Consider the following 24689-nt stretch of genomic DNA (forward strand, 5'->3'; position numbering starts at 1 on the left):
AACAAGAATTAGAAATTATTTTAGGTACTTTAAATAAATCGTCTTTACTTAGTAAAGCTGCTGAGACATGGAAGTAAACTAAATTAGAGTATCAATTAACCTATCCTTATTTGCTTGACTGAGTGAAAGTTGTTCGATGTATCCTTTTGATTTGTATACATATAGGTTCTGCATAACGGAGCAGTACTCCATTGATCCACCGTACAGTAATATGTGTTTTAAAGAATCTAATGTTTGATTATTTAATTCATCATATTGTATCTCTTGATTAAAGAAGTTTTTTATAAGTATAAAGTTATCATTTTTACTATTTAAATAATATAGTATTGGTAAAGTTTTCTTTAAATTAAGAAAATCATTTTTCTTATCCCATTGCATAATATCACGCATGTCGTTTTTTATTTGATTAATAACGCCTATACATAGTGCGTAGTTTTCAATTAAAGAACGCTGGATAGGGTTGATATTCCCTGTTCCTAATAAGCATGCAAGTTTAATTAGATATCCAGATTTGTGAGTTACCATATCAATATAATCTTTCTCGGAATGGATTTCATTTTTAAGATCTAGTTGTTGTCCATTAATAGAGTTTAAAATAGAAGAGTGTATTTCATTTTTGAGCCAGTTTTTCATTTGAATTGAAAGGGAAGCCTTGTCAATTTCTTGCAAACAAATAAGTAAAAATCCCATAATTATATTGAGATTTGTGGCAATTGGATGTTTTGTCCAAGGTCCTTCTAAGAAATCTTCGTCTTGAATATCATCCATAATATCTAGAGCGAGCATAAGTAATTCTATAATTGTTAGCAGTAATTGTTTTTCTTCTTCATTTTGATTATCTTGAAATATTTCATAATGTACGAGAGTGATGTTAGCAAAACGAGTAGAATCATTGAATTTGTATTCAATATATTCTGAAGAACATTGACGTAATGTAGATTCGAAAAAATGTCCATAAACCAGTTTTTTTGCACGCAAAATTAATTCATTTTGTAATGAATAAATCACTCGCAGCTCCCCTTTTGTAAAAATTCGGAATATTCCAATTGTAACATAAGAGGGACATCTTCACAATTAAGCATATCGCAAATGCGATGTGTTTTTTTTTTTTGAAGATGTTGCGGAGAATCCCGCTAATTTGTTTGCGGTAACTACAACGTGCATTGCGGACAATAACGTTTAAAAGAAGGATATGATATGAGTACAGATTAAGACAACACAGTTTAATAAACGAAAAAAAATAATCTAATATGGATTGAGAATAAAGGAGGAGAATGATGAAGAAAGTTTTAAGTGGTCGAGAAAAAGAAGTAGCTGTGTTGATTGCACGAGGTTTGAAGGATGTTGAAATAGCAAGGGAGTTATTTATTAGTAGAAGGAGAGTGGGGGAATTAGTAGCCTCAATTAAAAGAAAGTTAGAAATACATTCAAGGGTCCAAATTGGAATAGCTGCATATTTTTTAGGATTAATTACATTTGAATTTAATTTTAATCATGGTAACCATGAGGGTGTTGCTATGATTAATAGTTAAAGAGATAGGGGGGAATAAAATGGCAAAGGTGCCCTTTATAGAACAGATGGAACATAGCGAATGTGGATTAGCCTCATTGGCGATGGTCTTTAGTTTTTATGAAAAGCATGTTTCGTTAGCTGAATTAAGAGAAGAGTTTGGTGTTCCAAAAGGTGGTACATCTTTATACCAGCTTATGCATATTGCTAGGAAAAATGGTTTTCAAGTAAAAGGATATAAAGCTGAATATGAAGCTTTAAGTGAAGTTAAATTACCAGCAGTTATCCATTGGGAACATAAACATTATGTAGTCCTAGAGAAAGTGACAAAAAAGGGGGCTATAGTTATAGACCCTGCTTACGGAAGAAATAAAATCTCTAAAAAAGAAATGGAGGAAAAGTATTCTGGATTTGTATTAACACTAGAACCAGATGAGTCATTTCAAAAACAAAAAGGTGTCTCTCATTTGCAATTCTTTTTATCGTTTGTGTTAGGGAAAAAGAAATTAATAGCTTTAATTGTATTAGCCTCTTTGATAATTCAGGCTTTTGCGCTGGTGATTCCATTTGTCACAAGTTGGATGACTGACCATGTAATTATTCCGAGAGATCCGAGCTATATGAATATGATAGGTTACAGCATTTTAGTATTGCTAATAAGTTATCAAGTATTTGCTTCGTTAAGAGGTTTCCTAATAGCGAAGTTGCAAACGGCAATTGATATGTCTTTAATGCAAAGTTTTATAGAAAAACTATTAAGTCTTTCTTATAACTTTTTTGAGAATCGCTCTATGGGAGAACTGTTATTTAGAGCAAATTCCAATGTATATATTAGACAAATATTATCTACTAAGGTAATTTCCTTTCTTATAGATGGAATTCTGCTTTTCACTTACTTATTTTTCATGTTTCGTTATTCGACCTTATTAGGATTCGTTGTGTTAGCAGTTGGGAGTGTTATATTCGCCCTACTTGTCATGAGCACGACTGTTTCTAAGAAGTTAGCTGATAAAGAGGTTTCGGCTCAAGCTCAAGTTCAAAGGATTTTGTCTGAGAGTATTAATGGGATTAGTGACGTGAAGGTTATGGGATTGGAAAAGCAAGTATATAAAGAATGGCAAGAACGCTTTGGTTCTCAGCTTATTCATGCAGAGAAGAGATCTATATGGACGGCATTGATGAATACATTAGCGGGTTCTATTCAATTTATCTTACCGTTGTTTCTACTTTGGTTCAGTGGACAACAGGTGCTAGCTGGAAATATGACATTAGGAAGTGTACTCGGCTTTAATGCGTTAGCGATTTCGTTTATAACTCCGATTATTTCCATTGGGAGTGGCTATGGTGAATTGATTTATATTAGCTCCTATATTCAGCGGATTTACGATGTAATGCATGCAAGATCGGAGAGAGAGGTCAATCAATTTTCAGGAATTAAGAAACTGAATGGTGATATTGAGTTTGACAATGTTTCTTATCGTCACAATTATTTCAGTGAAGATGCAATTCAGAATGTTTCATTTAAAATCAAAGCTGGTGAGAAGGTCGCAATTGTTGGGGCGTCTGGGTCTGGAAAAAGTACAATTGTAAAAATGCTTCTCGGACTATATACACCAACGAATGGGAAAATTCGATTTGATGGGATTGAAAGTGAAAAGTTAAATTTGAAATTTTTAAGGAAATCAATAGGGGTTGTTTTCCAAGAAGCGAGATTGTTTAACAAAACGGTAGGAGAAAATATCATTGCGCAAAGGAAAGGGGTGCCTCCGAATGGAGTAATTGAGGCATCGAAGCAAGCGAATATATTAGAAGATATTATGATGCTACCATTAAATTTTCAAACGATGGTATCTGAATTTGGAGTTAACTTCTCTGGTGGGCAAAGGCAAAGATTAATATTAGCTAGAGCATTGGTAACAAACCCATCTATTCTAATATTAGATGAGGCGACAAGTGCACTTGATACATTGTCTGAAAGAGTTATTGATGAGAATTTAACTGATATGTTATGTACAAGGATTGTCATTGCACATAGGTTAAGTACGGTTAAGAATGCAGATAAGATTATTGTTATGGATAAGGGAGCAATTGTAGAGATAGGATCACATACAGAATTACTTGAGAAGCAAGGGTATTATTATCAATTGTCAAAAGCTCAGGAAGTAAAAGGAGGGATTAAAAGTGAAAGATTGGCCTAAATATCGAAACACTATAGCGAAAATAGGTGCTGGAATTACAGTAGGATTATTATTAAACCTTCCTATAGTTGGAGTTAGTACGATAAGCGCTGAAGAAATGAAACATAATCAAATTAAAGAAAATTCGTATGTGTTTACATTGAGGCAAGGTGAAAATACGGATGAGATGATAAAGGAAATTAGAGATAAATATCCCGATTTAAAGCTAGAAGTAATAAAAGAAATTAAGATGCTGAATATCGAAGGTGATAATTTAGAAAGAGTACAAGAAGCGAAGCAGTATTTATTAAAAAATTATAAAGGGATAATTGAAAAAGCAGGTAGAGAGGATGTAGTGGAATTAAAGCCGCCTGCTATAGTAAAGAAACCTTCGAATATAACAAAATACGCACCTTCACAACTAGAACAAGAAGAGGTCGATTATAGCAAATGGAAATGGGATGTCGATAAGGTAACAGAAAATGGAGAGAGCTATAAAATTGAACAAGGAAATCATAGTGTAAAGATTGGTGTTATTGATAGTGGGATTGATGTAAATCATCCTGCGCTAAAGGGAAATATAGTTAGTCAGGGGAAAATTTTAGTTCCGAATGTAGAATCAATTGAAGATAATATTGGTCATGGAACAATGATTGCGGGGTTAATAGCTGCTGATGGGAAAATAAAGGGGGTAGCGCCCAAAATTGGGATTGTACCATACAAAGTATTTCAAGGTAGTTCTGCGGATTCAAGCTGGATTATTAAAGCTATTGTAGAGGCTGCAAATGATGGTATGGATGTTATTAATTTAAGTTTAGGAACATACAAGTCCATTAAAGATCCAGAAGAAGGAGCTGTGTACTTAGCTTATAAAAGAGCAATAGAGTATGCGAATAGTAAAGGGAGTTTGCTAGTGGCTTCCTCTGGAACAGAAGGATTCGATATTTCAAATCCTTTTCAATTAGCTAAGCAAAGAGGATATGAAAACGACTTGCAACTTCATATGCCAGGAGGTTTACCGGGGGTAGTAACTGTTGCGGGAACAAATAAAGATGATCGATTAGCTTATTACTCTAATTATGGAACCAATGTTGATATTGCAGCTCCATCAGGAGATTATGGATCTTTGTGGGAAAGTGAAAAAGTGGGAGATGAAACAGCTATGGTATTAACCACATATCCTACAAACCTTCCGCAATCCCAGCTAAGTGAATGGTTAGGGTTTGATAGAGGGTATGAGCTAATGATTGGAACGAGTCTAGCAGTTCCTAAAGTGTCTGCTACAGCCGCACTTGTAATTGCGGAATATAAAGAAAAATTTAGGCTGAAGCCTAGTAATGGATTTGTTAAAACAAGATTATATCAGGGGGCCAAACCCGCATTAGATGACGGAAAAAAATACTTTGGAAAAGGTATTGTAAATGCGAAGGGTGCACTTGATTTTCGAAATACAAATTTCAAAAAATGGGAGAGATAAAGATGAATTTTAAAAAGTTTTTACTTATGATTGGTGGAATTGCTTTAGGAATGGCAGTTATTTACTTTATTAAACAGTAAAGGGGATGTTATATATGGCATTTGAAATTCAAGGATTAAATAAAACATTTGGTGAATATAAAGCCGTTAATGATTTAAATATACGTGTAGAAGAAGGTGGAATTTTAGGGATGCTGGGCCGAAATGGTGCTGGTAAGACGACAACGATTCGTATGATCTTAGATTTAATCAAACCGGATAGCGGCCAAATTCTATGGAATAATCGCCCTTTTTCAAAGAAAGACCTATCTATTGGCTATTTACCAGAAGAGCGTGGATTATACCCGAAAATGAATGTAGTGGAGCAATTGGTGTATTTCGGCAAGTTAGAAGGAATGCCAGCTAATCTTGCAAAAAGGCATGCGTTACAATGGCTAGAAAAATTAGAAATGACACCACATTTAAAGAAGAAAACAGAGGAATTGTCAAAGGGAAATCAACAAAAAATCCAATTGATTTCAGCGATATTGCATAATCCGGAATTCATCATACTAGATGAACCATTTAGTGGATTGGATCCTGTAAATGCAGAGATGTTAAAAAATGTTGTGCTTGAGTTAATTGCGCAAAGAAAAACGATTATTTTTTGTAGTCATCAAATGGACAGTGTAGAAACGTTCTGTGAGGAAATTTGTATTATGAAAAACGGTCAACTTGTATTATCGGGTGCTTTGTCAGATATTAAGAAAAGTTATCAATATAAATATATGGCGTTGCAAACGGAAGGGGATATTGAACCTATTCTTAAGGAGAAAAATTTCAATTTTGAAAAAGTTAATCGTACGTTCATGATTAAAGTTAATGATGGAGAGGATGCATTTTCGCTGCTTGAAGATATTAAAACTAAACAATATATCCGAGATGTTTCTATTAAAGAACCTTCTTTACATCAAATCTTTGTTGAAAAGGCGGGTGCATAAGTAATGAGGAATTTCTGGATTGTTTTAGGGCAAACATACTGGGACCGTGTGAGAACGAAAATATTTATTGGGATGACATTGTTATTAATAGGAGGAGGGATATTCTTATTCTCTTTTCCAACTTTAGTACAAAAGTTTTCTGGGGAGAAAGAAAAAGCAAAGGTTGTATTTATTTCTGAAGCACCCAATGTTACGGTGGATCAATCTAATCTTAGTAAAGCTCTGCCAGAATGGGATTGGTCTTTAGGAGATAAAACAAAATTAAATCAATATAAGCAACAATTGTTAGATAAGAAAGTCGAAGCGCTCTTTATATTAAAAGAGGGTGCGGGTGCTGAACCAGTATTAGATTACTTTATGAAGCTAGATAATCCTAAGTTGATTCAAAGTGCACAGGTATTTGTACAAAATCAGTATTTTCAAAGTGCGGTAGTTAAGCAACAGTTATCAGAAGAGGCTGTGAAATCATTGACGATGAACGTGCAAGCGACAAAGCAAAACTTAAATAATGAAGAAACAAGTTCATTTTTACTAGTATATTTATTAGTAGCGATTATGTACTTAGCGATCACTTCATATGGAAATGCTATCGCGACAGCAGTTGCATCAGAGAAAGCCTCACGTGTTATGGAAGTGATGGTCACAAAAGTATCTCCTGTCCATATGGTTTTCGGGAAAATTTTAGGAGTCGGTCTTGCTAGTTTGACACAGTTATTTATCTTCTTCTTTAGTATGGCGCTATATATTAAATCTGGAATTTTTAAGGTATCGGATTCGTTTTTTGGAGTGAATATTGATGTAAATATGATTACAGGTGAGCACGCTGCATATTTCTTGTTATATTTTGTTCTCGGTTACTTCGTTTATGCGGCACTTTTCGCAGTGTTTGGTTCTATGGTAAGCAGGCCAGAAGAATTATCTGGAACAACGATGCCAATTACTCTTATATTGATGGGAAGCTTAGTGGTGGAGCTATTAGTAGTACTTGATAACCCTGAAGGGCTAGTATCAAGAGTGACATCATATGTACCGTTTACAGCTCCGATTAGTATGGTAGTTAGGATTATTAATGGATCCGTTGGGAGTTTAGAAATTATTACATCTATGGTTGTATTATTAGCTAGTATCAGCTTAATTGCTATGTTTGCAGCGAAGGTCTATCCGAAAGGCGTGTTAAGAAGTGGTAAGAGCCTTAAATTTAGTCAATTGTTAAAAAATAATTAATTGTAGGGGGGAATAAATAATGAGATTTTTTTCGAAAAGAAAACAAAAAATGATGGATAGTAGTGGCGAGAGAAGCGTGAAAAAAATAGTTGAGTTGTCTGTGGAAGAGATGAGGGGAATTCAAGGAGCGTCTAGTGAATCAAATGATTATCTCTATGATTCCTATGTAATTAGGAATCAAAGTTCCTTAGCGTTGAATAAAAGGTTTCTTCCTTAATAAAAATCATAAAAGAGTAGTTAGGCATAGTGAAGCGTCACTATACCTAAACTGCTCTTTTTATTTTGGAATTGAACAGAGAGAAATTTAATGTTGTTATATATAAAATTAAGAGTTACTATTAGTATGTGGTTATAAAAAGTTTATCCCGCATTAACGGGCAGTAAGACCCCCACCTCAAAATTCAGCGGAAGCAAAGAAGTTAGGTGGGGATCGGACTGCCCGTAAAAGCCCGATTGGTAAGGGCTAATAATCAGTGGGGATGGACAAAACCCCCCACTGATTAAAGTTTCACTTTATTATTTTCTTTCAATATTATTCAAATTTCGGTTGTAAGTTGTAAATCTCATTAATACATATAAATTAATAATATTTTGGAATGGGTGTCTGCGTGAGGATTCTCCTTTTACCAAACTTATTGTACAATAGAAACAAGGGGGAGATTAGTTTGAAGGCAAGTCTTTTACAAGAACAAAGCTTACGTTTGGCAATGACACAAGAGTTAAGGCAAGCGATTACAATGCTCCAGTATAATGTACAAGAATTATCGGAGTTTTTGTATGAGCAATCGTTAGAGAATCCCCTTATTGAGTTAGGTGGTTTTGAGAGGGAGAAGAAAAAGAGCTCTAACAACAGTAAAAGTACCAGCAAACAAGTCGAGAATCAGATGGAGATCTACAGTGTGGATTCTACAACGATTCAGCAACATTTATTAAATCAAATACAGTATTATAAAATAGATGAAGAAGAGCGAAAAGTAGCTTCTTTCATTATTATGAACATGGATGGAAATGGATATTTACAAGAAACGAATGAAGAGTTAGCAGAGCTCCTTTCTGCACATATTCATGTAGTCGACCGTTCTGTAGAGCTTGTCCAATCACTGGAGCCAGCAGGGGTAGGGGCGCGTAATATTCAGGAATGTTTAACCTTACAATTGAAGCGCTTACAAAGGCGTAATGGATTAGCAGAAGAGGTTGTAGAAGATCATTTCGCTTATTTCGTGAAGAAAGATTGGCGAAAGCTCGTTCAAGTGTTGAAATGTAGTAATGAGGAATTACAGAGTGCGGTAAATTGTATAACGTCATTACAACCAAAACCAGGTCTTGCGTTTTCTTCAGATAAACCACTTTACATTGTACCTGATATGGCGGTGAAAAAAGATGGCGATCGCCTCGTTTTACAAATGAATGAGAGAAATATGCCGAGAATTGAAATTCATTCTGAATATAGTGCGCTTCTTAATAATAGTGAAAGTGAAGTAGCATCTTACGTATCAGAAAAGTATCAGCATGTGCAGTGGATTATGCGCAGTTTGAAGCAGAGAAAACAGACATTGCTGCAAGTAATGACTATTATTATGGAAAAACAACGTGATTTCTTCTGGAAAGGTCCAGAGTATTTAAGACCTCTCGCTTTAAAAGAGGTAGCGGAAGAGTTAAGTGTGCATGAATCGACAATTAGTCGTGCGACGCGAAATAAATATGTGCAAACACCACACGGTTTATTTGAGATGAAATCGTTCTTTAGCAATGCCGTTTCGACGACTGAAGATGAAGCAGTTTCTACAAAACGTGTAAAACAATTTATTCAAACGCTAATTGGGGCAGAGGATAAGAAAAAGCCACTTTCAGATCAAAAGATTTCAAAATTATTAGAAGAAGAGCATGAAATTGTTATTTCTCGAAGAACAGTGGCGAAGTATAGAGAACAAATGCTTATCCCAGCTTCGTCATTACGAAAAACGATCGGATAGGTGAAGAAGATGAAAGTTGTACTGTATACTAAAAAAGATTGTGGCCTTTGCGTGAAGGCAAAACAAGTTTTACAGGAAGTACAATGTGAATATTCTTTTCAAATCGAGGAAATAGATATATATGAAGATAATGACCTTTTAGAAAAATATCACTTAATGATTCCGGTTGTAGAAATGGACGGAAAACAAGTAGAATATGGTAACATTCACAAAGGTGTCATAATAAACTATATAAAGAATGCAGTTAAGAGTTGAATAAGTTTCTATCTCCTGTTACAATAATACACGTAGCAGGGATTATTTTTTTAACCTATGTGGGACACAAAATGTCACTACGGGACGTAAAGTGACCACGAGGGAAAATGAACCGATGTAGTGAGGAGAAAAGATATGCGCTCATGGATTCAGAACACAAAAAAATTATTACCTGATCTGCTACCTGTTATGCAAACGAGAATGCAAATTCTTCAATACATTAGGCTCATGCAGCCGATTGGAAGAAGAAACTTATCAGCAAGTCTCGGTATGACAGAACGAGTATTGCGAAGTGAAGTTCAAGTTTTGAAAGAACAAAACTTAGTTCACGTCGCTTCTTCTGGAATGACTTTGACAGAAGAAGGAACAGCTTTAGTTCTTGCTTTGGAAGACTTTATGAAAGAAATTTCCGGGTTAAAGGTTTTAGAAAAGCAACTTAAGGAAACATTAGACTTGGATGAAGTTTTCGTTGTCCCTGGTGATAGTGATGAATCACCTTGGGTCAAACTGGAGATGGGCCGTGCTTGTGTGACTTGTATAAAAGACCGTCTGACAGCGAATAATATCGTTGCTGTGGCTGGAGGAACTACGCTAGCTGCTGCTGCGGACATGATGCAACTTGATTGCAAAGATTTACATATGCTGTTTGTCCCAGCACGTGGTGGAATTGGAGAAGGTGTTGAATTAGAAGCCAATACCATTTGTGCCAAGATGGCGCAAAATACGATGAGTAATTATCGCTTATTGTATGTTCCAGACCATGTTAGTAGCGAAGCATATGCGTCTATTGTGACAGAGCCTTCCGTGAAAGAAGTTCTTGAGTTGATTCGATCTTCCAATATCGTCATTCATGGAATAGGTGATGCGTTAACAATGGCACGTCGCAGAAGTACTTCAGAAGCAGATTGGTTAAAGATTCAGGCAAGCGAAGCAGTTGGCGAAGCTTTCGGTTACTACTTTAATGAAGAAGGAAATGTTGTTCATAAAGTAAGAACAGTTGGTATGCAACTAGAGGACTTACAAAATGTATCTCACGTTGTTGCAGTCGCTGGAGGTTCTTCAAAGGCAAAAGCAATACAGGCTGTAATTAAACAAGGGCACACTTCAATTCTAATTACAGATGAAGGTGCAGCAAAACAGTTAACAAAGGGTTTTACCCTTTAATATAATCCCCCAAGGAGGAAATTCAAATGACTAAAATTGGTATTAATGGATTTGGACGTATCGGACGTAACGTATTCCGCGCAGCTCTTAACAACTCTGAGGTAGAAGTAGTAGCAATCAACGACTTAACAGATGCTAAAACATTAGCTCACCTTTTAAAATATGACACAGTTCACGGAACTTTAAATGCAGAAGTATCTGCTAACGAAAACAGCATCGTTGTTAACGGTAAAGAAATTAAAGTTATCGCTGAGCGTGACCCAGCTCAATTACCATGGAGCGACTACGGAGTAGAAGTAGTAGTAGAATCTACTGGCCGTTTCACTAAAAAATCAGATGCTGAGAAACACTTAGGTGGATCAGTTAAGAAAGTTATCATCTCAGCTCCAGCTTCTGACGAAGATATCACTGTAGTTATGGGTGTTAACCACGAACAATACGATGCAGCTAACCACAACGTAGTATCTAACGCTTCTTGTACTACAAACTGTCTAGCTCCATTCGCTAAAGTATTAAACGAAAAATTCGGCGTAAAACGCGGAATGATGACAACAATTCACTCTTACACTAACGACCAACAAATCTTAGACTTACCACACAAAGATTTACGTCGTGCTCGTGCAGCAGCTGAAAACATGATCCCAACATCTACTGGTGCAGCTAAAGCTGTAGCATTAGTATTACCAGAACTTAAAGGTAAATTAAACGGTGGCGCTGTACGTGTTCCAACTGCTAACGTTTCTCTAGTTGACTTAGTTGTTGAACTTGACAAAGAAGTAACAGTTGAAGAAGTAAATGCAGCATTCAAAGCAGCAGCTGAAGGCGAATTAAAAGGTATCCTTGGATACAGCGAAGAGCCATTAGTATCTATCGACTATAACGGATGTACAGCTTCTTCTACAATCGATGCATTATCTACAATGGTAATGGAAGGTAACATGGTTAAAGTACTTTCTTGGTACGATAACGAAACTGGTTACTCTAACCGCGTAGTAGACCTAGCAGCTTACATGACTTCAAAAGGTCTTTAATTCTTAATTATATAAGTTATCAATGACAAAACGAGGGAGAGGGTTTGTTCCCTCTCTCTCTTCTTTCGTTTTAAAAGCAAATGTGTTAAGCTTTTGAGTGGGTTTTGTCAATCCTAACTAGTAGTCGGAGGGAAATCCAATGAACAAAAAATCAATTCGTGACGTAGATTTAAAAGGTAAGCGTGTATTTTGCCGCGTTGATTTCAACGTACCTATGAAAGAAGGCAAAATTACAGATGAAACTCGTATCCGTGCAGCTCTTCCTACAATTCAATATTTAGTAGAGCAAGGTGCGAAAGTTATTTTAGCAAGTCACTTAGGCCGTCCAAAAGGTCAAGTAGTAGAAGAAATGCGTTTAACTCCAGTAGCAGCACGTTTAGGCGAGCTTCTTGGTAAAGACGTTAAAAAAGCGGACGAAGCATTCGGACCAGTTGCACAAGAAATGGTTGCAGCAATGAACGAAGGCGACGTATTAGTTCTTGAAAACGTACGTTTCTATGCGGGCGAAGAAAAGAACGATGCAGAACTTGCGAAAGAATTTGCAGCACTTGCTGACATCTTCGTAAACGATGCATTCGGTGCAGCTCACCGTGCTCACGCTTCTACAGCAGGTATCGCAGACTACCTACCAGCAGTATCTGGTCTATTAATGGAAAAAGAGTTAGATGTACTTGGTAAAGCACTTTCTAACCCAGAACGTCCATTTACAGCTATCATCGGTGGCGCGAAAGTAAAAGATAAAATCGGTGTAATTCGTCATCTATTAGACAAAGTAGATAACTTAATCATCGGTGGCGGACTTGCTTACACATTCGTTAAAGCTTTAGGTCATGAAATTGGTCTATCTCTATGTGAAGACGACAAGATCGAACTAGCTAAAGAATTTATGCAACTTGCAAAAGAAAAAGGCGTAAACTTCTACATGCCAGTTGATGTTGTAATCACTGAGGAATTCTCTGAAACTGCAACAACTAAAATCGTTGGTATCGACTCTATCCCTTCTAACTGGGAAGGCGTGGACATCGGTCCTAAAACACGTGAAATTTATGCAGATGTAATTAAAAATTCTAAGCTTGTTGTATGGAATGGACCAATGGGTGTATTCGAAATGACTCCATTCGCAGAAGGTACAAAAGCAGTAGGACAAGCATTAGCAGATGCAGAAGATACATACTCTGTTATCGGCGGTGGTGACTCTGCAGCAGCTGTTGAAAAATTCGGTATGGCTGATAAAATGAGCCACATTTCTACTGGCGGCGGTGCGTCATTAGAATTCATGGAAGGTAAAGAGCTTCCAGGTGTAGTTTGTCTTAACGACAAATAAGTAGCAGCCAAAGAAAAAGGACGGTGCAAAGCATGCGTAAACCAATTATCGCAGGTAACTGGAAAATGAATAAAACTCTATCAGAAGCAGTTAGCTTCGTAGAGGAAGTTAAAGGTCAAATCCCAGCAGCTTCAGCTGTTGATGCAGTAGTTTGCTCTCCAGCTCTATTCTTAGAGCGCCTTGTAGCAGCAACTGAAGGAACTGACTTACAAGTAGGTGCACAAAACATGCACTTCGAAAAAAATGGTGCATTCACTGGCGAAATTAGCCCAGTAGCACTTAGCGACTTAAAAGTTGGCTATGTAGTACTTGGCCACTCTGAGCGTCGTGAAATGTTTGCTGAAACAGATGAGTCAGTAAACAAAAAGACTATCGCAGCATTTGAACATGGTTTAACACCAATCGTATGTTGTGGTGAGACTTTAGAAGAGCGCGAAAGCGGAAAAACATTTGATCTAGTAGCAGGTCAAGTGACAAAAGCACTTGCAGGTTTAACAGAAGAGCAAGTTAAAGCAACTGTTATCGCTTATGAGCCAATCTGGGCTATCGGTACAGGTAAATCTTCTTCTTCTGCAGATGCAAACGAAGTATGTGCGCATATCCGTAAAGTTGTTGCAGAAGCTGTTTCTCCAGAAGCTGCAGAAGCTGTTCGTATCCAATACGGCGGTAGCGTAAAACCAGAAAACATTAAAGAGTATATGGCACAATCTGACATCGACGGCGCTTTAGTTGGCGGTGCTAGCTTAGAGCCTGCTTCGTTCTTAGGTCTTCTGGGGGCGGTAAAATGAGAAAGCCAACAGCTTTAATCATTCTTGACGGTTTCGGACTTCGTGAAGAAACTTACGGGAATGCTGTAGCACAAGCTAAGAAACCTAATTTTGATGGTTACTGGAACAAATTCCCTCACACAACGCTTACAGCTTGTGGTGAGGCGGTAGGTCTTCCAGAAGGTCAAATGGGTAACTCTGAGGTTGGTCACTTAAATATCGGTGCTGGCCGCGTAGTATATCAAAGCTTAACACGCGTTAACGTTGCAATTCGTGAAGGTGAGTTCGATAAGAACGAAACTTTTCAAAATGCAATTAAAAGCGTAAAAGAAAAAGGTACTGCACTTCATTTATTCGGTTTACTTTCTGACGGTGGTGTGCACAGTCACATGAACCATATGTTTGCTCTTCTTCGCTTAGCAGCAAAAGAAGGCGTGGAGAAAGTTTATATCCATGCATTCTTAGACGGCCGCGATGTTGGACCACAAACAGCAAAAGGTTATATCGATGCAACGAATGAAGTAATTAAAGAAACAGGAGTAGGACAATTCGCGACTATCTCTGGTCGTTATTACTCTATGGACCGTGACAAGCGTTGGGATCGCGTAGAAAAATGTTACAGTGCTATGGTGAATGGTGAAGGCCCTACTTATAAATCAGCAGAAGAGTGTGTAGAAGACTCTTATGCGAACGGTATCTATGATGAATTCGTATTGCCGTCTGTAATTGTTAACGAAGATAACACGCCAGTTGCAACAATCAATGATGATGATGCAGTTATCTTCTATAACTTCCGTCCAGACCGTGCAATTCAAATTGCTCGTGTATTTACAAACGAAGACTTCCGTGAGTTCGATCGTGGTGAAAAAGTACCTCACATTCCAGAATTCGTATGTATGACACACTTCAGTGAAACTGTAGATGGTTACGTGGCATTCAAGCCAATGAACCTTGATAACACTTTAGGTGAAGTTGTTGCGCAAGCGGGATTAAAGCAACTTCGCATCGCGGAAACTGAAAAGTATCCGCACGTTACATTCTTCTTTAGCGGTGGTCGTGAGGCTGAATTCCCAGGAGAAGAGCGTATCTTAATTAACTCACCGAAGGTTGCAACGTATGACTTGAAACCTGAAATGAGCATTTACGAAGTAACGGACGCTTTAGTAAATGAAATCGAAAATGATAAACATGATGTTATCATTCTTAACTTTGCGAACTGTGATATGGTTGGCCATTCTGGGATGATGGAACCAACAATTAAAGCAGTAGAAGCAACTGACGAATGTTTAGGAAAAGTTGTAGAAGCGATTCTTGCAAAAGATGGTGTAGCACTTATTACTGCTGACCATGGTAATGCTGATCAGGAGTTAACTGCTGATGGCGGTCCTATGACAGCTCATACAACTAACCCGGTTCCTTTCATCGTTACAAAAAATGATGTAGAGCTTCGTGAAGGTGGTATTTTAGGAGATATCGCTCCAACAATGCTTACACTTTTAAATGTGGAACAACCGAAAGAAATGACAGGTAAAACAATTATTAAATAATTTGCTTATATAAAAAGGAGAGAATTTATTATGTCAACAATTATTGATGTTTATGCTCGCGAAGTCCTTGACTCTCGTGGTAACCCAACTGTAGAAGTAGAAGTTTACACAGAAAGCGGCGCTTTCGGACGCGCTATCGTACCAAGTGGTGCATCTACTGGTGAGCACGAAGCAGTAGAATTACGTGACGGTGACAAATCTCGTTACCTTGGTAAAGGTGTTGTTAACGCAGTAAACAACGTTAACGAAATTATCGCTCCAGAAATCGCTGGTTTCGATGTAACTGACCAAGCTGGTATCGACCGTGCTATGATCGAATTAGATGGCACTCCAAACAAAGGTAAACTAGGCGCTAACGCTATCCTTGGTGTATCTATGGCAGTAGCTCACGCAGCAGCTGACTTCGTAGGTCTTCCATTATACCGTTACCTTGGTGGATTCAATGCAAAACAATTACCAACTCCAATGATGAACATCATCAACGGTGGTTCTCACGCTGATAACAACGTTGACTTCCAAGAGTTCATGATCTTACCAGTTGGTGCTCCAACATTCAAAGAATCAATCCGTATGGGTGCTGAAGTATTCCATGCACTTAAAGCTGTATTACATGACAAAGGTCTTAACACTGCAGTAGGTGACGAAGGTGGATTCGCTCCAAACCTTGGTTCTAACCGTGAAGCTTTAGAAGTAATCATCGAAGCTATCGAAAAAGCTGGTTACAAAGCTGGCGAGAACGTATTCTTAGGAATGGACGTTGCTTCTTCTGAGTTCTACAACAAAGAAACTGGTAAATATGACCTTGCAGGCGAAGGCCGTACTGGCTTAACTTCTGCAGAAATGGTTGATTTCTATGAAGAGCTTTGCAAAGACTTCCCAATCATCTCTATCGAAGATGGTTTAGACGAAAACGACTGGGATGGTCACAAATTATTAACTGAGCGTATCGGTGATAAAGTACAATTAGTTGGTGACGATTTATTCGTAACTAACACTCAAAAACTTGCTGAAGGTATCGAAAAAGGTATCTCTAACTCAATCTTAATTAAAGTTAACCAAATCGGTACTTTAACTGAGACTTTCGAAGCTATCGAAATGGCTAAACGTGCTGGTTACACAGCAGTTGTATCTCACCGTTCTGGTGAAACTGAAGATGCTACAATCGCTGACATCGCAGTTGCAACTAACGCTGGCCAAATCAAAACTGGTTCTATGAGCCGTACTGACCGTATTGCTAAGTACAACCAATTATTACGCATCGAAGACGAACTAGGCGAAATCGCTGTTTACGATGGTATCAAATCTTTCTATAACATCAAACGATAATTGTAGAAAATAAACGACAGACCGTGAGAAATCACGGTCTGTTTTTTTATGCTAAAATTGTTCACCCGTCATAAGTGACATGAAATGTTTGAAGAAGCGGTTATAGTCAAAATCAATTGCAATTTGATGAACCGGCCAATCAATAAATGGCTTCTGGTTCACTAAAGAGCGAAATTCCCCTATGCTTGCTCCTTGTGCAGAGGATTCTGTCATGACAACAATAGGTGATTTATGATACGTGAACATAGAGTTATCAAATAAAGCGAGTATTGGCATTGTGTCATGGAAAGGACTCCCCTTTAAATGTGGTAGGGCGTCTTTATAATATCCGTAGTAATAATGATCAAATAACGGTTTGACAAGTGGAGCTTTTCCTTTCGCCTCAATGTATTCTGCCATTTCTGGTGTAATGATGGAGTATTGAGTGACGTTTAATGGGTATATGTACATGTTAACTGCGGATTGAAGGACTATATTAGCGGCAGTAGGATCGCCATAAAAGTTTGCTTCGGAAATAGGGGTAACATTACCAGGATGTAAAAAGGCACCGCCCATTACGTAGTAAGATTTAACTTGTTTCATTAACTGTTTGCACATGATAAACAAAATTGCTAGGGAGGTAAGTCTTCCTAAACTTACAATGATTAATTCATCTTTATACTGTTCAATAAGAGGAATGACTTCAAAAAAATTCTCCATTTCTCCGTTAGTCACATTCACCTTTGGAATAATTGGACCGAGCCCCTGTTTCCCATGTACATCCGTAAAAAACGCAGGTGGGGCACCTGTAAGGGGACGTTCTGAACCACCGAATATCTTAATATTTCTATTCTTTGTTTCGTTATTAAAAAAATGAGCATTTTCTACGGCCATTTTTTTTGGAACATTGCCGTAATCAGCAACGATACCGACGATTTCTATTTCATCGATAAAGAATGCTAAGAGGAGAGCCATCGTATCATCAATCCCAGGATCACAAAAAATGAGAACTTTTTTGGGCATATGTTCACCACCTATCTTGTTTATCCGGTACAAATCCGCTTGGTGAGGGATAATAATTAATGGGGATGAGGAAAACCTCAATGATTAAAGTTTCACTTTATATATATGTAAGTTTAAGGATAAAAAGATTATTTTATTGAAATAATAGTCTTTTAAATTCAGAAAATAAAAACTTTTTATATTAGGTCAAGGTTTTTGACGTAATTTTCGTTTGAAAATGCAGTCATATCAAGGTTGTAAGCGTATAACATAGGCTGTTTTTGCTGTCAAGTTGATAAATTGCAGCTTTTTACAATTTATACTATGATAAAGATATTAACAGAAGATCGTATAAACATGAGGGATGATGAACATGAAATTTACAAAGATTCTTGTCCAAATTGCTGCTCTTTACGTGTTTTATATGGTTGGAACTTGGGTGCAAGAAATGTTAAATATTCCGATTCCAGGAAGTTTGATTGGAATGTTCCTCTTACTTGTTTTACTTAGCCTAAAAGTTCTTCCAGTGAAATGGTTCGATTTAGGAGCAGAAACACTCGTTGCTATTATGCCGTTTTTATTAATTCCGCCAACGCTTGGCCTAATGAATTACGGTGCTTTTTTTATGAGTAAAGGAATTTCTCTTTTCATTACAGTTGTAGCGAGTACATTTTTAATTATTATTGTCGCAGGACATACAGGACAATATCTTGCGAATAGGAAGGAAAGAGAGTCGCGATGAGCCAAATATTAATCGGAATCGGTTGGGTTCTTTTTACGGTGCTATTATATCAATTATCTAAAAAAATCTATAAATTATTTCCAACACCATTCACCATTCCAATGCTTGTAGCAACTGGATTAATGGCTTTCCTATTTATCGTGCTTGATATACCATATCAACATTATATGGAAAGTGGTGGTGGCTGGATTGCAAAGCTACTTGGACCCGGTGTTGTAGCATTTGCAATTCCTCTTTATAAACAACGTCATGTTCTGCAAAAATATGTTGTACCGATTGCTGGCGGGGTATTAGTAGGTACAACAGTTGCAATCGCTAGTGATTTTGCGATTGCTTCACTTATGGGAACGGATAAAAGCTTAATCTTATCGTCATTACCAAAATCGGTGACAATGCCAGTTGCGATGAGTGTTTCAGAACAAGTTGGTGGTGTACCTTCCTTAACAGCAGCTTTCGTTGTTATCGCAGGTATTACTGGAACGATTACAGGCCCACTTTTATTAAAATGGAGCCGTGTTACAAACTCAGTTGGTAAAGGTATCGGATTTGGATGTGCTTCTCATATTATGGGCGTGATGAGAGCAATGAAAAATAATGAGCATGAAGGTGTTATTGGATCGGTAACAATGACATTAACAGCAATTTTGACATGTTTACTTGGACCGTTATTTGCGATGATGTTTATGTAATAGAAGAAAAGCGAGAGCGCCTCTATAGCTCTCGCTTTTCTATAGAATTTATGCTACAGTTACAATAACTGAATCTTTGTAGGAGGTACGCCAAGTGCATACGTTATTATCAGTTTTACTTATTATTGTATCGATTTTAATGATTGTTATGGTACTTATGCAATCTAGTAATAGCTCAGGCCTTTCAGGTGCAATTTCAGGCGGTGCGGAGCAATTATTTGGTAAGCAAAAGGCACGTGGAATTGAAGCGGTATTAAACCGTATTACAATTGTTTTAGCTGTATTGTTCTTTGTATTAACAATTGGTGTTACGTACTTCAATTTATAGAATTGAAAGAAGAAGCGTTAGTGAATGGTACTAATGGTTCTTCTTTTTTTGTTTTGTCATTTGAAAGATGTTTCTAATTAGATTATAGAAATACAAATATGGTACACTAGATATAGAAAGAATACGACTAGATTACAGAAGAGAAAGAGGAGAAATACATGATGAAATTAGCATCTCCGAAACCATTTACATTTGAGGGTGGAGACCGCGCTGTTTTATTACTACATGGATTCACAGGGAACTCAGCTGATGTACGTATGTTAGGGCGTTTCTTAGAAAAGAAGGGCTATACTTGTCATGCGCCAATTTATAAAGGGCACGGTGTACCACCAGAAGAGCTTGTTCATACAGGGCCTGAAGATTGGTGGCAAGATGTAACGGAGGCATATCAGCTTTTAAAAGATAAAGGTTTTGAGAAAATTGCTGTTGTTGGATTGTCACTTGGCGGCGTATTTTCTTTAAAATTAGGTTATACAGTACCGGTTTTAGGTGTAGTACCAATGTGTGCACCGATGTATATTAAGAGCGAAGAAACGATGTACCAAGGTATATTGGCATATGCCCGCGAATATAAAAAACGTGAGCAAAAATCACCTGAACAAATTGAACAAGAAATGTTGGAATTCCAAAAGACACCGATGAATACATTAAAAGCATTACAACAATTAATTGCTGACGTACGTAACAATGTGGATATGATTTATGCACCAACATTTGTTGTACAAGCACGTCATGATGAAATGATTAATACAGATAGTGCTAACATTATTTATAACGGTGTAGAATCTACGTTAAAAGACATTAAATGGTATGAAGACTCTACGCATGTCATTACACTTGATAAACAACGTGACGAGCTACATGAGGATGTATATAACTTCTTGGAGCAACTAGATTGGTAAGATCTAGTTGCCTCTTTTTTTCATAAGGAATTTTTTGTGAAAACTGTAAAAATCATAAGGGGAGTATTGAAGTTTCACTTTATACATCCCCTATCTTTCGGATACACTAAATAATATAAGGTTTTAAAGGAGGTATTTTTGCTTGGAAGAAATCATACAAGAACATATTGATAAGTTGTTATTATTTATGAGAGAAGAAGCGTATAAACCGCTAACGATACAAGAGTTAGAAGAGGCATTTGGGATTGAAGGTTCTGAGGGCTTTAAAGATTTCGTAAAGGCACTTGTAACGATGGAAGAAAAGGGACTTGTTATTCGTACTCGTAGCAACCGTTACGGTCTTCCTGAAAAGATGAATTTAGTAAGAGGTAAGTTAATTGGACATGCACGTGGTTTTGCATTCGTTGTACCAGACGAGAAGAAAACAGGAGACGATGATCTTTTCATCCCGCCTACAGAATTAAACGGTGCACTTCATGGCGATACAGTATTAGCACGCCTTAGTTCTCAATCGAGCGGTTCGCGTCAAGAAGGTTCAATTGTACGCATTTTAGAGCGTGGAACGAAAGAACTAGTTGGTACATATACAGAATCGAAAAACTTTGGATTCGTTATACCTGACAATAAGCGCTGGACGAGTGATATCTTTATCTTGAAAAGCGCATCGATGGGTGCTGTAGAAGGTCATAAAGTAGTTGTGAAAATTACGAGCTATCCAGAGAATCGTTTAAGTGCAGAAGGTGAAGTTATTCAAATTCTAGGTCATAAAAATGATCCAGGAGTAGATATTTTATCTGTCATTCATAAACATCATTTACCTTTAGCATTCCCTGAGGAAGTGATGGAGCATGCAAACAGTGTACCAGAAACGATTTCAGAAGAAGATTTAAAAGATCGCCGCGACCTGCGCGATCAAATGATCGTAACGATTGATGGTGCAGATGCGAAAGACTTAGATGATGCTGTTACAGTAACGAAGCTTGAGAACGGTAACTACAAGCTAGGCGTTCACATTGCGGATGTAAGTCATTACGTTCAAGAAGGCTCTCCAATTGATGTTGAAGCAGCGGAAAGAGCGACGAGTGTATATCTTGTTGACCGTGTAATCCCGATGATTCCGCATCGTCTATCTAACGGTATTTGTTCATTAAATCCGAAAGTAGACCGTCTGACGTTATCTTGTGAAATGGAAATCAACAATTTAGGTGATGTTGTTAAACACGAGATTTTCCAAAGTGTGATTAAAACGACAGAGCGTATGACGTATGCTGACGTAAGAAGCATTTTAGAAGATGAGGACGAAGAGTTAATTAAGCGTTATGAGCCGCTCGTACCGATGTTTAAAGAGATGGGGCAATTGGCACAAATTTTACGTGAAAAACGTATGCGCCGTGGTGCAATTGACTTTGACTTTAAAGAAGCGAAAGTATTAGTGGATGAAGAAGGAAAACCGACTGATGTTGTTATGCGTGATCGTTCTGTTTCAGAGAAGTTAATTGAAGAATTTATGCTTGTTGCGAATGAAACAGTAGCAGAGCACTTCCACTGGATGAACGTACCGTTTATGTACCGTGTCCATGAAGATCCGAAAGAAGATAAGCTTGAGCGTTTCTTCGAGTTTGTAACGAACTTCGGATATGCGGTAAAAGGACGTGCGAATGAAGTGCACCCTCGTGCGCTGCAACAAATTCTTGAAATGGTTCAAGGACAGCCAGAAGAAGTAGTTATTTCAACAGTTATGCTTCGTTCTATGAAGCAAGCTCGTTACGATGCGGATAGTTTAGGACATTTCGGTTTATCAACTGAGTTCTACACACATTTCACATCACCAATTCGTCGTTACCCAGATACAATCGTTCATAGATTAATTCGTGAATACATTATTAATGGTAAAGTCGACAATGAAACGCAAGCAAAATGGCGTGAAAAATTACCTGAGATTGCAGAGCACTCTTCTAATATGGAACGCCGTGCTGTTGAAGCAGAGCGTGAAACAGATGAGATGAAAAAAGCAGAGTATATGGTTGATAAGATCGGTGAAGAGTATGACGGTATGATTAGCTCTGTAACAAACTTCGGTTTATTCGTAGAGCTTCCAAATACAATTGAAGGTCTTGTACACGTTAGCTACTTAACGGATGATTACTACCGTTATGACGAGCAACATTTCGCTATGATCGGAGAACGTACAGGAAACGTATTCCGCATCGGTGACGAAATTACAATTCGCGTTATTAACGTAAACAAAGACGAGCGTGCAATCGACTTTGAAATCGTTGGCATGAAAGGCACACCTCGCCGTAAGTTCAAAGATCGTCCAGTCGTTATCGAGCAGCCAAGAACAGGCAGAAAGAAACGCGGTGGACGTAGCGAGCGCAGTAATGAGCGCGGCGGTGAACGTGGCACAGGTAGAAAATTTGACCGTGGTGGTAAAGGAAAAGGAAGAGGATCTGCATCCGCATCCGCTTCTGCTAGCCAGCCAGGAAAAAAAGATGGTAACGGTAAGAAGAAAAAAGCATTCTTCGAAAACGTACCAGGATTCAAGAAGAAAAAGAAAAAGCGTAAGTAAGAAAAGAGTGGCTTCGCTTTGATGAAAAGCGGGGCCTTTTCTTTTTTCTTCGTGGCTTAAGAGCGAGCCACTTTCGCTTTTAATGGAATCCAGCTACAGTGGCTAGAATGTTCGGCGGCTTCACTTTTTCCCGAGAGGCAAAGAGCGCCTCAAGGTCAGAAGCTCCATCCACCTCACATTCTGAGCGAGCCACTTTCGCTTTTTATTAACATTTGTTACAATAGTAAAAATAGAGGAGGGACGTTATATGCCAAAGGGTACAGGTAAGGTTATTGCACAGAATAAAAAAGCATTTCATGATTATTTCATCGAAGAAACATACGAAGCAGGGCTTGTCCTTCAAGGAACGGAAATTAAGTCAATTCGCGCTGGACGCGTAAACTTGAAAGATGCGTTTGCACGTGTACATAATGGTGAAGTATGGGTTCATAATATGCACATTAATACGTACGAACAAGGGAATCGTTTCAACCATGATCCACTTCGTACGAGAAAATTACTTCTGCATAAAAAAGAAATTGATAAACTAGCGGGCGCTGCGAAAGAAACAGGTTACGCATTAGTTCCACTTAGAATTTATTTAAAAAATGGATTTGCAAAGATGGCACTTGGTTTAGCAAAAGGTAAAAAGCAATACGATAAACGTCACGATTTAAAAGAGAAAGAAGCTAAACGTGAAATTGCACGCGCGTTCCGTGATCGCCAAAAGATGTAATACAGATATTTACATTTGTAAAATGGAGCGCGTATGTTATAATAACTTATGTAAGATTGTTGCACATTGAAAAACAGCTCTTAGTAGCTATCACGATATTTTCTTCGTATGCTCCATTTTTATCATGGGGACGTTACGGATTCGACAGGGATAGTTCGAGCTTAGGTTGCGAGTCGAGGGGATCGGCCTCGTTAAAACGTCAAAGCCTATAATTGGCAAACAAAACAATCTTTCTTTAGCTGCTTAATTGCACTAAAGGTTCCTCCCTCCATCGTCCATGTGGTAGGGTAAGGGACTCAAACTAAGTGGACTACGCCGGAGTTCGCCGTCTGAGGACAAAGGAAGAGAACAACCAGACTAGCAACTTGGAAGCCTGTCGATAGGCCGAAGAGTTCGCGAAATGCTAATATATCGACTACACTCGTAGAAGCTTAAGTGCCGATATTTTTGGACGTGGGTTCGACTCCCACCGTCTCCACCAATACATATTTGGTGGTTTTTTATTTTGTATATGTAAATTAAACCATAAGTTGTCCAAAATGGCCAACTTATGGTTTAATTTGTATTAGGACAATTTATGCTTTATTTTATTGTTTATAAATAAAGAATGATTACCAGATAAAGAAGAGTTGAGATGCCAGTGTGTGCATTTATTCATAGAAAAAACTAACAAATAGCAGGTTGTTTTAGAATACATAATTTAAATTTATAGGGATAAGGGCATTAGATGAATTGCAAATTTATCTTAGTGGTTATGATCATCACTCGCCCAAATGATTTATTCAATATCTTTAATGTATAGATTTAACATAATTTATTTGAAAGTAGCATAATAGCTCACGGTCAGTAGACCGTGAGCTATTTTATTTTCGATAGATTGATACACAAAGGGGGTGGATGACTATGTATATAGTGGTGCATTGAAAAATCAACATAGGCAAAGTATTTTTTTACTGTTCAGAAAAATAATCTTGTTATTTTGGAGTGGAAAATAATGACTCCTTTTATT

The 24689-nt window shown here is 37.6% G+C and carries 22 protein-coding genes and 1 other RNA gene; 21 read left to right on the forward strand and 2 right to left on the reverse strand.

What is annotated here, in order from left to right; translation table 11 throughout:
- Window positions 1-78: 78 nt before the first annotated feature.
- The gene (locus tag ACQGS6_RS09205; protein ID WP_426965051.1) at window positions 79-1008 is read right to left on the reverse strand and encodes a polyprenyl synthetase family protein; all 930 of its coding nucleotides are present in this window, start codon (window positions 1006-1008) and stop codon (window positions 79-81) included.
- A gap of 269 nt (window positions 1009-1277) precedes the next feature.
- Between ACQGS6_RS09205 and ACQGS6_RS09210 the strand changes: the two genes are divergently transcribed.
- The 14 genes from ACQGS6_RS09210 to eno all read left to right on the forward strand — a co-directional run bounded on the left by ACQGS6_RS09210 (window position 1278) and on the right by eno (window position 16754).
- Window positions 1278-1532: a response regulator transcription factor gene (locus ACQGS6_RS09210; RefSeq protein ID WP_000757187.1), complete on the forward strand. Its 255-nt coding sequence runs from the start codon at window positions 1278-1280 to the stop codon at window positions 1530-1532.
- Between the two features lie 19 nt (window positions 1533-1551).
- Window positions 1552-3708, forward strand: coding sequence for a peptidase domain-containing ABC transporter (locus tag ACQGS6_RS09215; RefSeq protein WP_001151549.1), 2157 nt, complete (start codon window positions 1552-1554; stop codon window positions 3706-3708).
- A complete protein-coding gene (locus ACQGS6_RS09220) occupies window positions 3692-5164 on the forward strand; it encodes a S8 family peptidase (RefSeq protein WP_061139640.1) in 1473 nt (490 codons plus the stop codon). The genes ACQGS6_RS09215 and ACQGS6_RS09220 overlap by 17 nt, the downstream gene beginning before the upstream one ends.
- A gap of 94 nt (window positions 5165-5258) precedes the next feature.
- A complete protein-coding gene (locus tag ACQGS6_RS09225) occupies window positions 5259-6143 on the forward strand; it encodes an ABC transporter ATP-binding protein (RefSeq protein WP_000863490.1) in 885 nt (294 codons plus the stop codon).
- 3 nt (window positions 6144-6146) lie between these two features.
- A complete protein-coding gene (locus ACQGS6_RS09230) occupies window positions 6147-7367 on the forward strand; it encodes an ABC transporter permease (RefSeq protein ID WP_001243609.1) in 1221 nt (406 codons plus the stop codon).
- 19 nt (window positions 7368-7386) lie between these two features.
- The gene (locus tag ACQGS6_RS09235; RefSeq protein ID WP_001210632.1) at window positions 7387-7584 is read left to right on the forward strand and encodes a hypothetical protein; all 198 of its coding nucleotides are present in this window, start codon (window positions 7387-7389) and stop codon (window positions 7582-7584) included.
- A 448-nt stretch (window positions 7585-8032) separates the two neighbouring features.
- Window positions 8033-9340 (forward strand): RNA polymerase factor sigma-54, encoded by a 1308-nt coding sequence (gene rpoN / locus ACQGS6_RS09240; RefSeq protein WP_426965052.1) that lies wholly within the window; start codon window positions 8033-8035, stop codon window positions 9338-9340.
- Window positions 9341-9349: 9 nt separating this feature from the next.
- Complete coding sequence (locus ACQGS6_RS09245; RefSeq protein WP_000869730.1) at window positions 9350-9595, forward strand: glutaredoxin family protein; 246 nt, start codon at window positions 9350-9352, stop codon at window positions 9593-9595.
- A gap of 135 nt (window positions 9596-9730) precedes the next feature.
- Entirely contained in the window at window positions 9731-10759 is a 1029-nt protein-coding gene (gene cggR / locus ACQGS6_RS09250; protein WP_001258185.1) for a gapA transcriptional regulator CggR, read from the forward strand.
- A 26-nt stretch (window positions 10760-10785) separates the two neighbouring features.
- Window positions 10786-11790, forward strand: coding sequence for a type I glyceraldehyde-3-phosphate dehydrogenase (gap, locus tag ACQGS6_RS09255; protein ID WP_000161236.1), 1005 nt, complete (start codon window positions 10786-10788; stop codon window positions 11788-11790).
- A gap of 139 nt (window positions 11791-11929) precedes the next feature.
- Window positions 11930-13114, forward strand: coding sequence for a phosphoglycerate kinase (locus ACQGS6_RS09260; protein ID WP_001036350.1), 1185 nt, complete (start codon window positions 11930-11932; stop codon window positions 13112-13114).
- Window positions 13115-13146: 32 nt separating this feature from the next.
- On the forward strand, window positions 13147-13902 hold the full coding sequence (tpiA, locus tag ACQGS6_RS09265) for a triose-phosphate isomerase (protein WP_001231038.1): 756 nt from the start codon (window positions 13147-13149) through the stop codon (window positions 13900-13902).
- On the forward strand, window positions 13899-15428 hold the full coding sequence (gpmI, locus tag ACQGS6_RS09270) for a 2,3-bisphosphoglycerate-independent phosphoglycerate mutase (RefSeq protein ID WP_001231158.1): 1530 nt from the start codon (window positions 13899-13901) through the stop codon (window positions 15426-15428). The genes tpiA and gpmI overlap by 4 nt, the downstream gene beginning before the upstream one ends.
- Window positions 15429-15458: 30 nt before the next feature.
- Window positions 15459-16754: a phosphopyruvate hydratase gene (gene eno / locus ACQGS6_RS09275; RefSeq protein ID WP_000103951.1), complete on the forward strand. Its 1296-nt coding sequence runs from the start codon at window positions 15459-15461 to the stop codon at window positions 16752-16754.
- 51 nt (window positions 16755-16805) lie between these two features.
- Here the strand turns inward: eno and ACQGS6_RS09280 are convergent, their stop codons facing one another.
- Window positions 16806-17756, reverse strand: coding sequence for a nucleoside hydrolase (locus tag ACQGS6_RS09280; protein WP_426965053.1), 951 nt, complete (start codon window positions 17754-17756; stop codon window positions 16806-16808).
- 352 nt (window positions 17757-18108) lie between these two features.
- Between ACQGS6_RS09280 and ACQGS6_RS09285 the strand changes: the two genes are divergently transcribed.
- The 7 genes from ACQGS6_RS09285 to ssrA all read left to right on the forward strand — a co-directional run bounded on the left by ACQGS6_RS09285 (window position 18109) and on the right by ssrA (window position 24161).
- A complete protein-coding gene (locus ACQGS6_RS09285; RefSeq protein ID WP_000673222.1) occupies window positions 18109-18477 on the forward strand; it encodes a CidA/LrgA family holin-like protein in 369 nt (122 codons plus the stop codon).
- The gene (locus tag ACQGS6_RS09290) at window positions 18474-19166 is read left to right on the forward strand and encodes an LrgB family protein (RefSeq protein WP_000078304.1); all 693 of its coding nucleotides are present in this window, start codon (window positions 18474-18476) and stop codon (window positions 19164-19166) included. The genes ACQGS6_RS09285 and ACQGS6_RS09290 overlap by 4 nt, the downstream gene beginning before the upstream one ends.
- Before the next feature lie 94 nt (window positions 19167-19260).
- Window positions 19261-19494: a preprotein translocase subunit SecG gene (secG, locus tag ACQGS6_RS09295; RefSeq protein ID WP_000557264.1), complete on the forward strand. Its 234-nt coding sequence runs from the start codon at window positions 19261-19263 to the stop codon at window positions 19492-19494.
- 161 nt (window positions 19495-19655) lie between these two features.
- Complete coding sequence (gene estA, locus ACQGS6_RS09300; RefSeq protein ID WP_000761976.1) at window positions 19656-20396, forward strand: carboxylesterase; 741 nt, start codon at window positions 19656-19658, stop codon at window positions 20394-20396.
- Between the two features lie 142 nt (window positions 20397-20538).
- A complete protein-coding gene (gene rnr / locus ACQGS6_RS09305) occupies window positions 20539-22965 on the forward strand; it encodes a ribonuclease R (RefSeq protein WP_000391096.1) in 2427 nt (808 codons plus the stop codon).
- Between the two features lie 247 nt (window positions 22966-23212).
- Window positions 23213-23680, forward strand: coding sequence for an SsrA-binding protein (gene smpB, locus ACQGS6_RS09310; RefSeq protein WP_001123919.1), 468 nt, complete (start codon window positions 23213-23215; stop codon window positions 23678-23680).
- A gap of 126 nt (window positions 23681-23806) precedes the next feature.
- Window positions 23807-24161: a transfer-messenger RNA gene (ssrA, locus tag ACQGS6_RS09315) on the forward strand.
- Window positions 24162-24689: the final 528 nt, after the last annotated feature.

The organism is Bacillus sp. GMs2/2, from assembly GCF_050172095.1.
Taxonomy (GTDB): Bacteria; Bacillota; Bacilli; order Bacillales; family Bacillaceae_G; genus Bacillus_A; species Bacillus_A cereus.

Coding starts and splice junctions, on each gene's coding strand:
- ACQGS6_RS09280 (WP_426965053.1), bottom strand. CDS start 17,756: ATGCCCAAAAAAGTTCTCATTTTTTGTGATCCTGGGATTGATGATACG.
- ACQGS6_RS09245 (WP_000869730.1), top strand. CDS start 9,350: ATGAAAGTTGTACTGTATACTAAAAAAGATTGTGGCCTTTGCGTGAAG.
- gap (WP_000161236.1), top strand. CDS start 10,786: ATGACTAAAATTGGTATTAATGGATTTGGACGTATCGGACGTAACGTA.
- estA (WP_000761976.1), top strand. CDS start 19,656: ATGAAATTAGCATCTCCGAAACCATTTACATTTGAGGGTGGAGACCGC.
- cggR (WP_001258185.1), top strand. CDS start 9,731: ATGCGCTCATGGATTCAGAACACAAAAAAATTATTACCTGATCTGCTA.
- ACQGS6_RS09210 (WP_000757187.1), top strand. CDS start 1,278: ATGAAGAAAGTTTTAAGTGGTCGAGAAAAAGAAGTAGCTGTGTTGATT.
- ACQGS6_RS09290 (WP_000078304.1), top strand. CDS start 18,474: ATGAGCCAAATATTAATCGGAATCGGTTGGGTTCTTTTTACGGTGCTA.
- gpmI (WP_001231158.1), top strand. CDS start 13,899: ATGAGAAAGCCAACAGCTTTAATCATTCTTGACGGTTTCGGACTTCGT.
- ACQGS6_RS09235 (WP_001210632.1), top strand. CDS start 7,387: ATGAGATTTTTTTCGAAAAGAAAACAAAAAATGATGGATAGTAGTGGC.
- tpiA (WP_001231038.1), top strand. CDS start 13,147: ATGCGTAAACCAATTATCGCAGGTAACTGGAAAATGAATAAAACTCTA.
- eno (WP_000103951.1), top strand. CDS start 15,459: ATGTCAACAATTATTGATGTTTATGCTCGCGAAGTCCTTGACTCTCGT.
- ACQGS6_RS09215 (WP_001151549.1), top strand. CDS start 1,552: ATGGCAAAGGTGCCCTTTATAGAACAGATGGAACATAGCGAATGTGGA.
- smpB (WP_001123919.1), top strand. CDS start 23,213: ATGCCAAAGGGTACAGGTAAGGTTATTGCACAGAATAAAAAAGCATTT.
- ACQGS6_RS09225 (WP_000863490.1), top strand. CDS start 5,259: ATGGCATTTGAAATTCAAGGATTAAATAAAACATTTGGTGAATATAAA.
- ACQGS6_RS09285 (WP_000673222.1), top strand. CDS start 18,109: ATGAAATTTACAAAGATTCTTGTCCAAATTGCTGCTCTTTACGTGTTT.
- ACQGS6_RS09230 (WP_001243609.1), top strand. CDS start 6,147: ATGAGGAATTTCTGGATTGTTTTAGGGCAAACATACTGGGACCGTGTG.
- ACQGS6_RS09260 (WP_001036350.1), top strand. CDS start 11,930: ATGAACAAAAAATCAATTCGTGACGTAGATTTAAAAGGTAAGCGTGTA.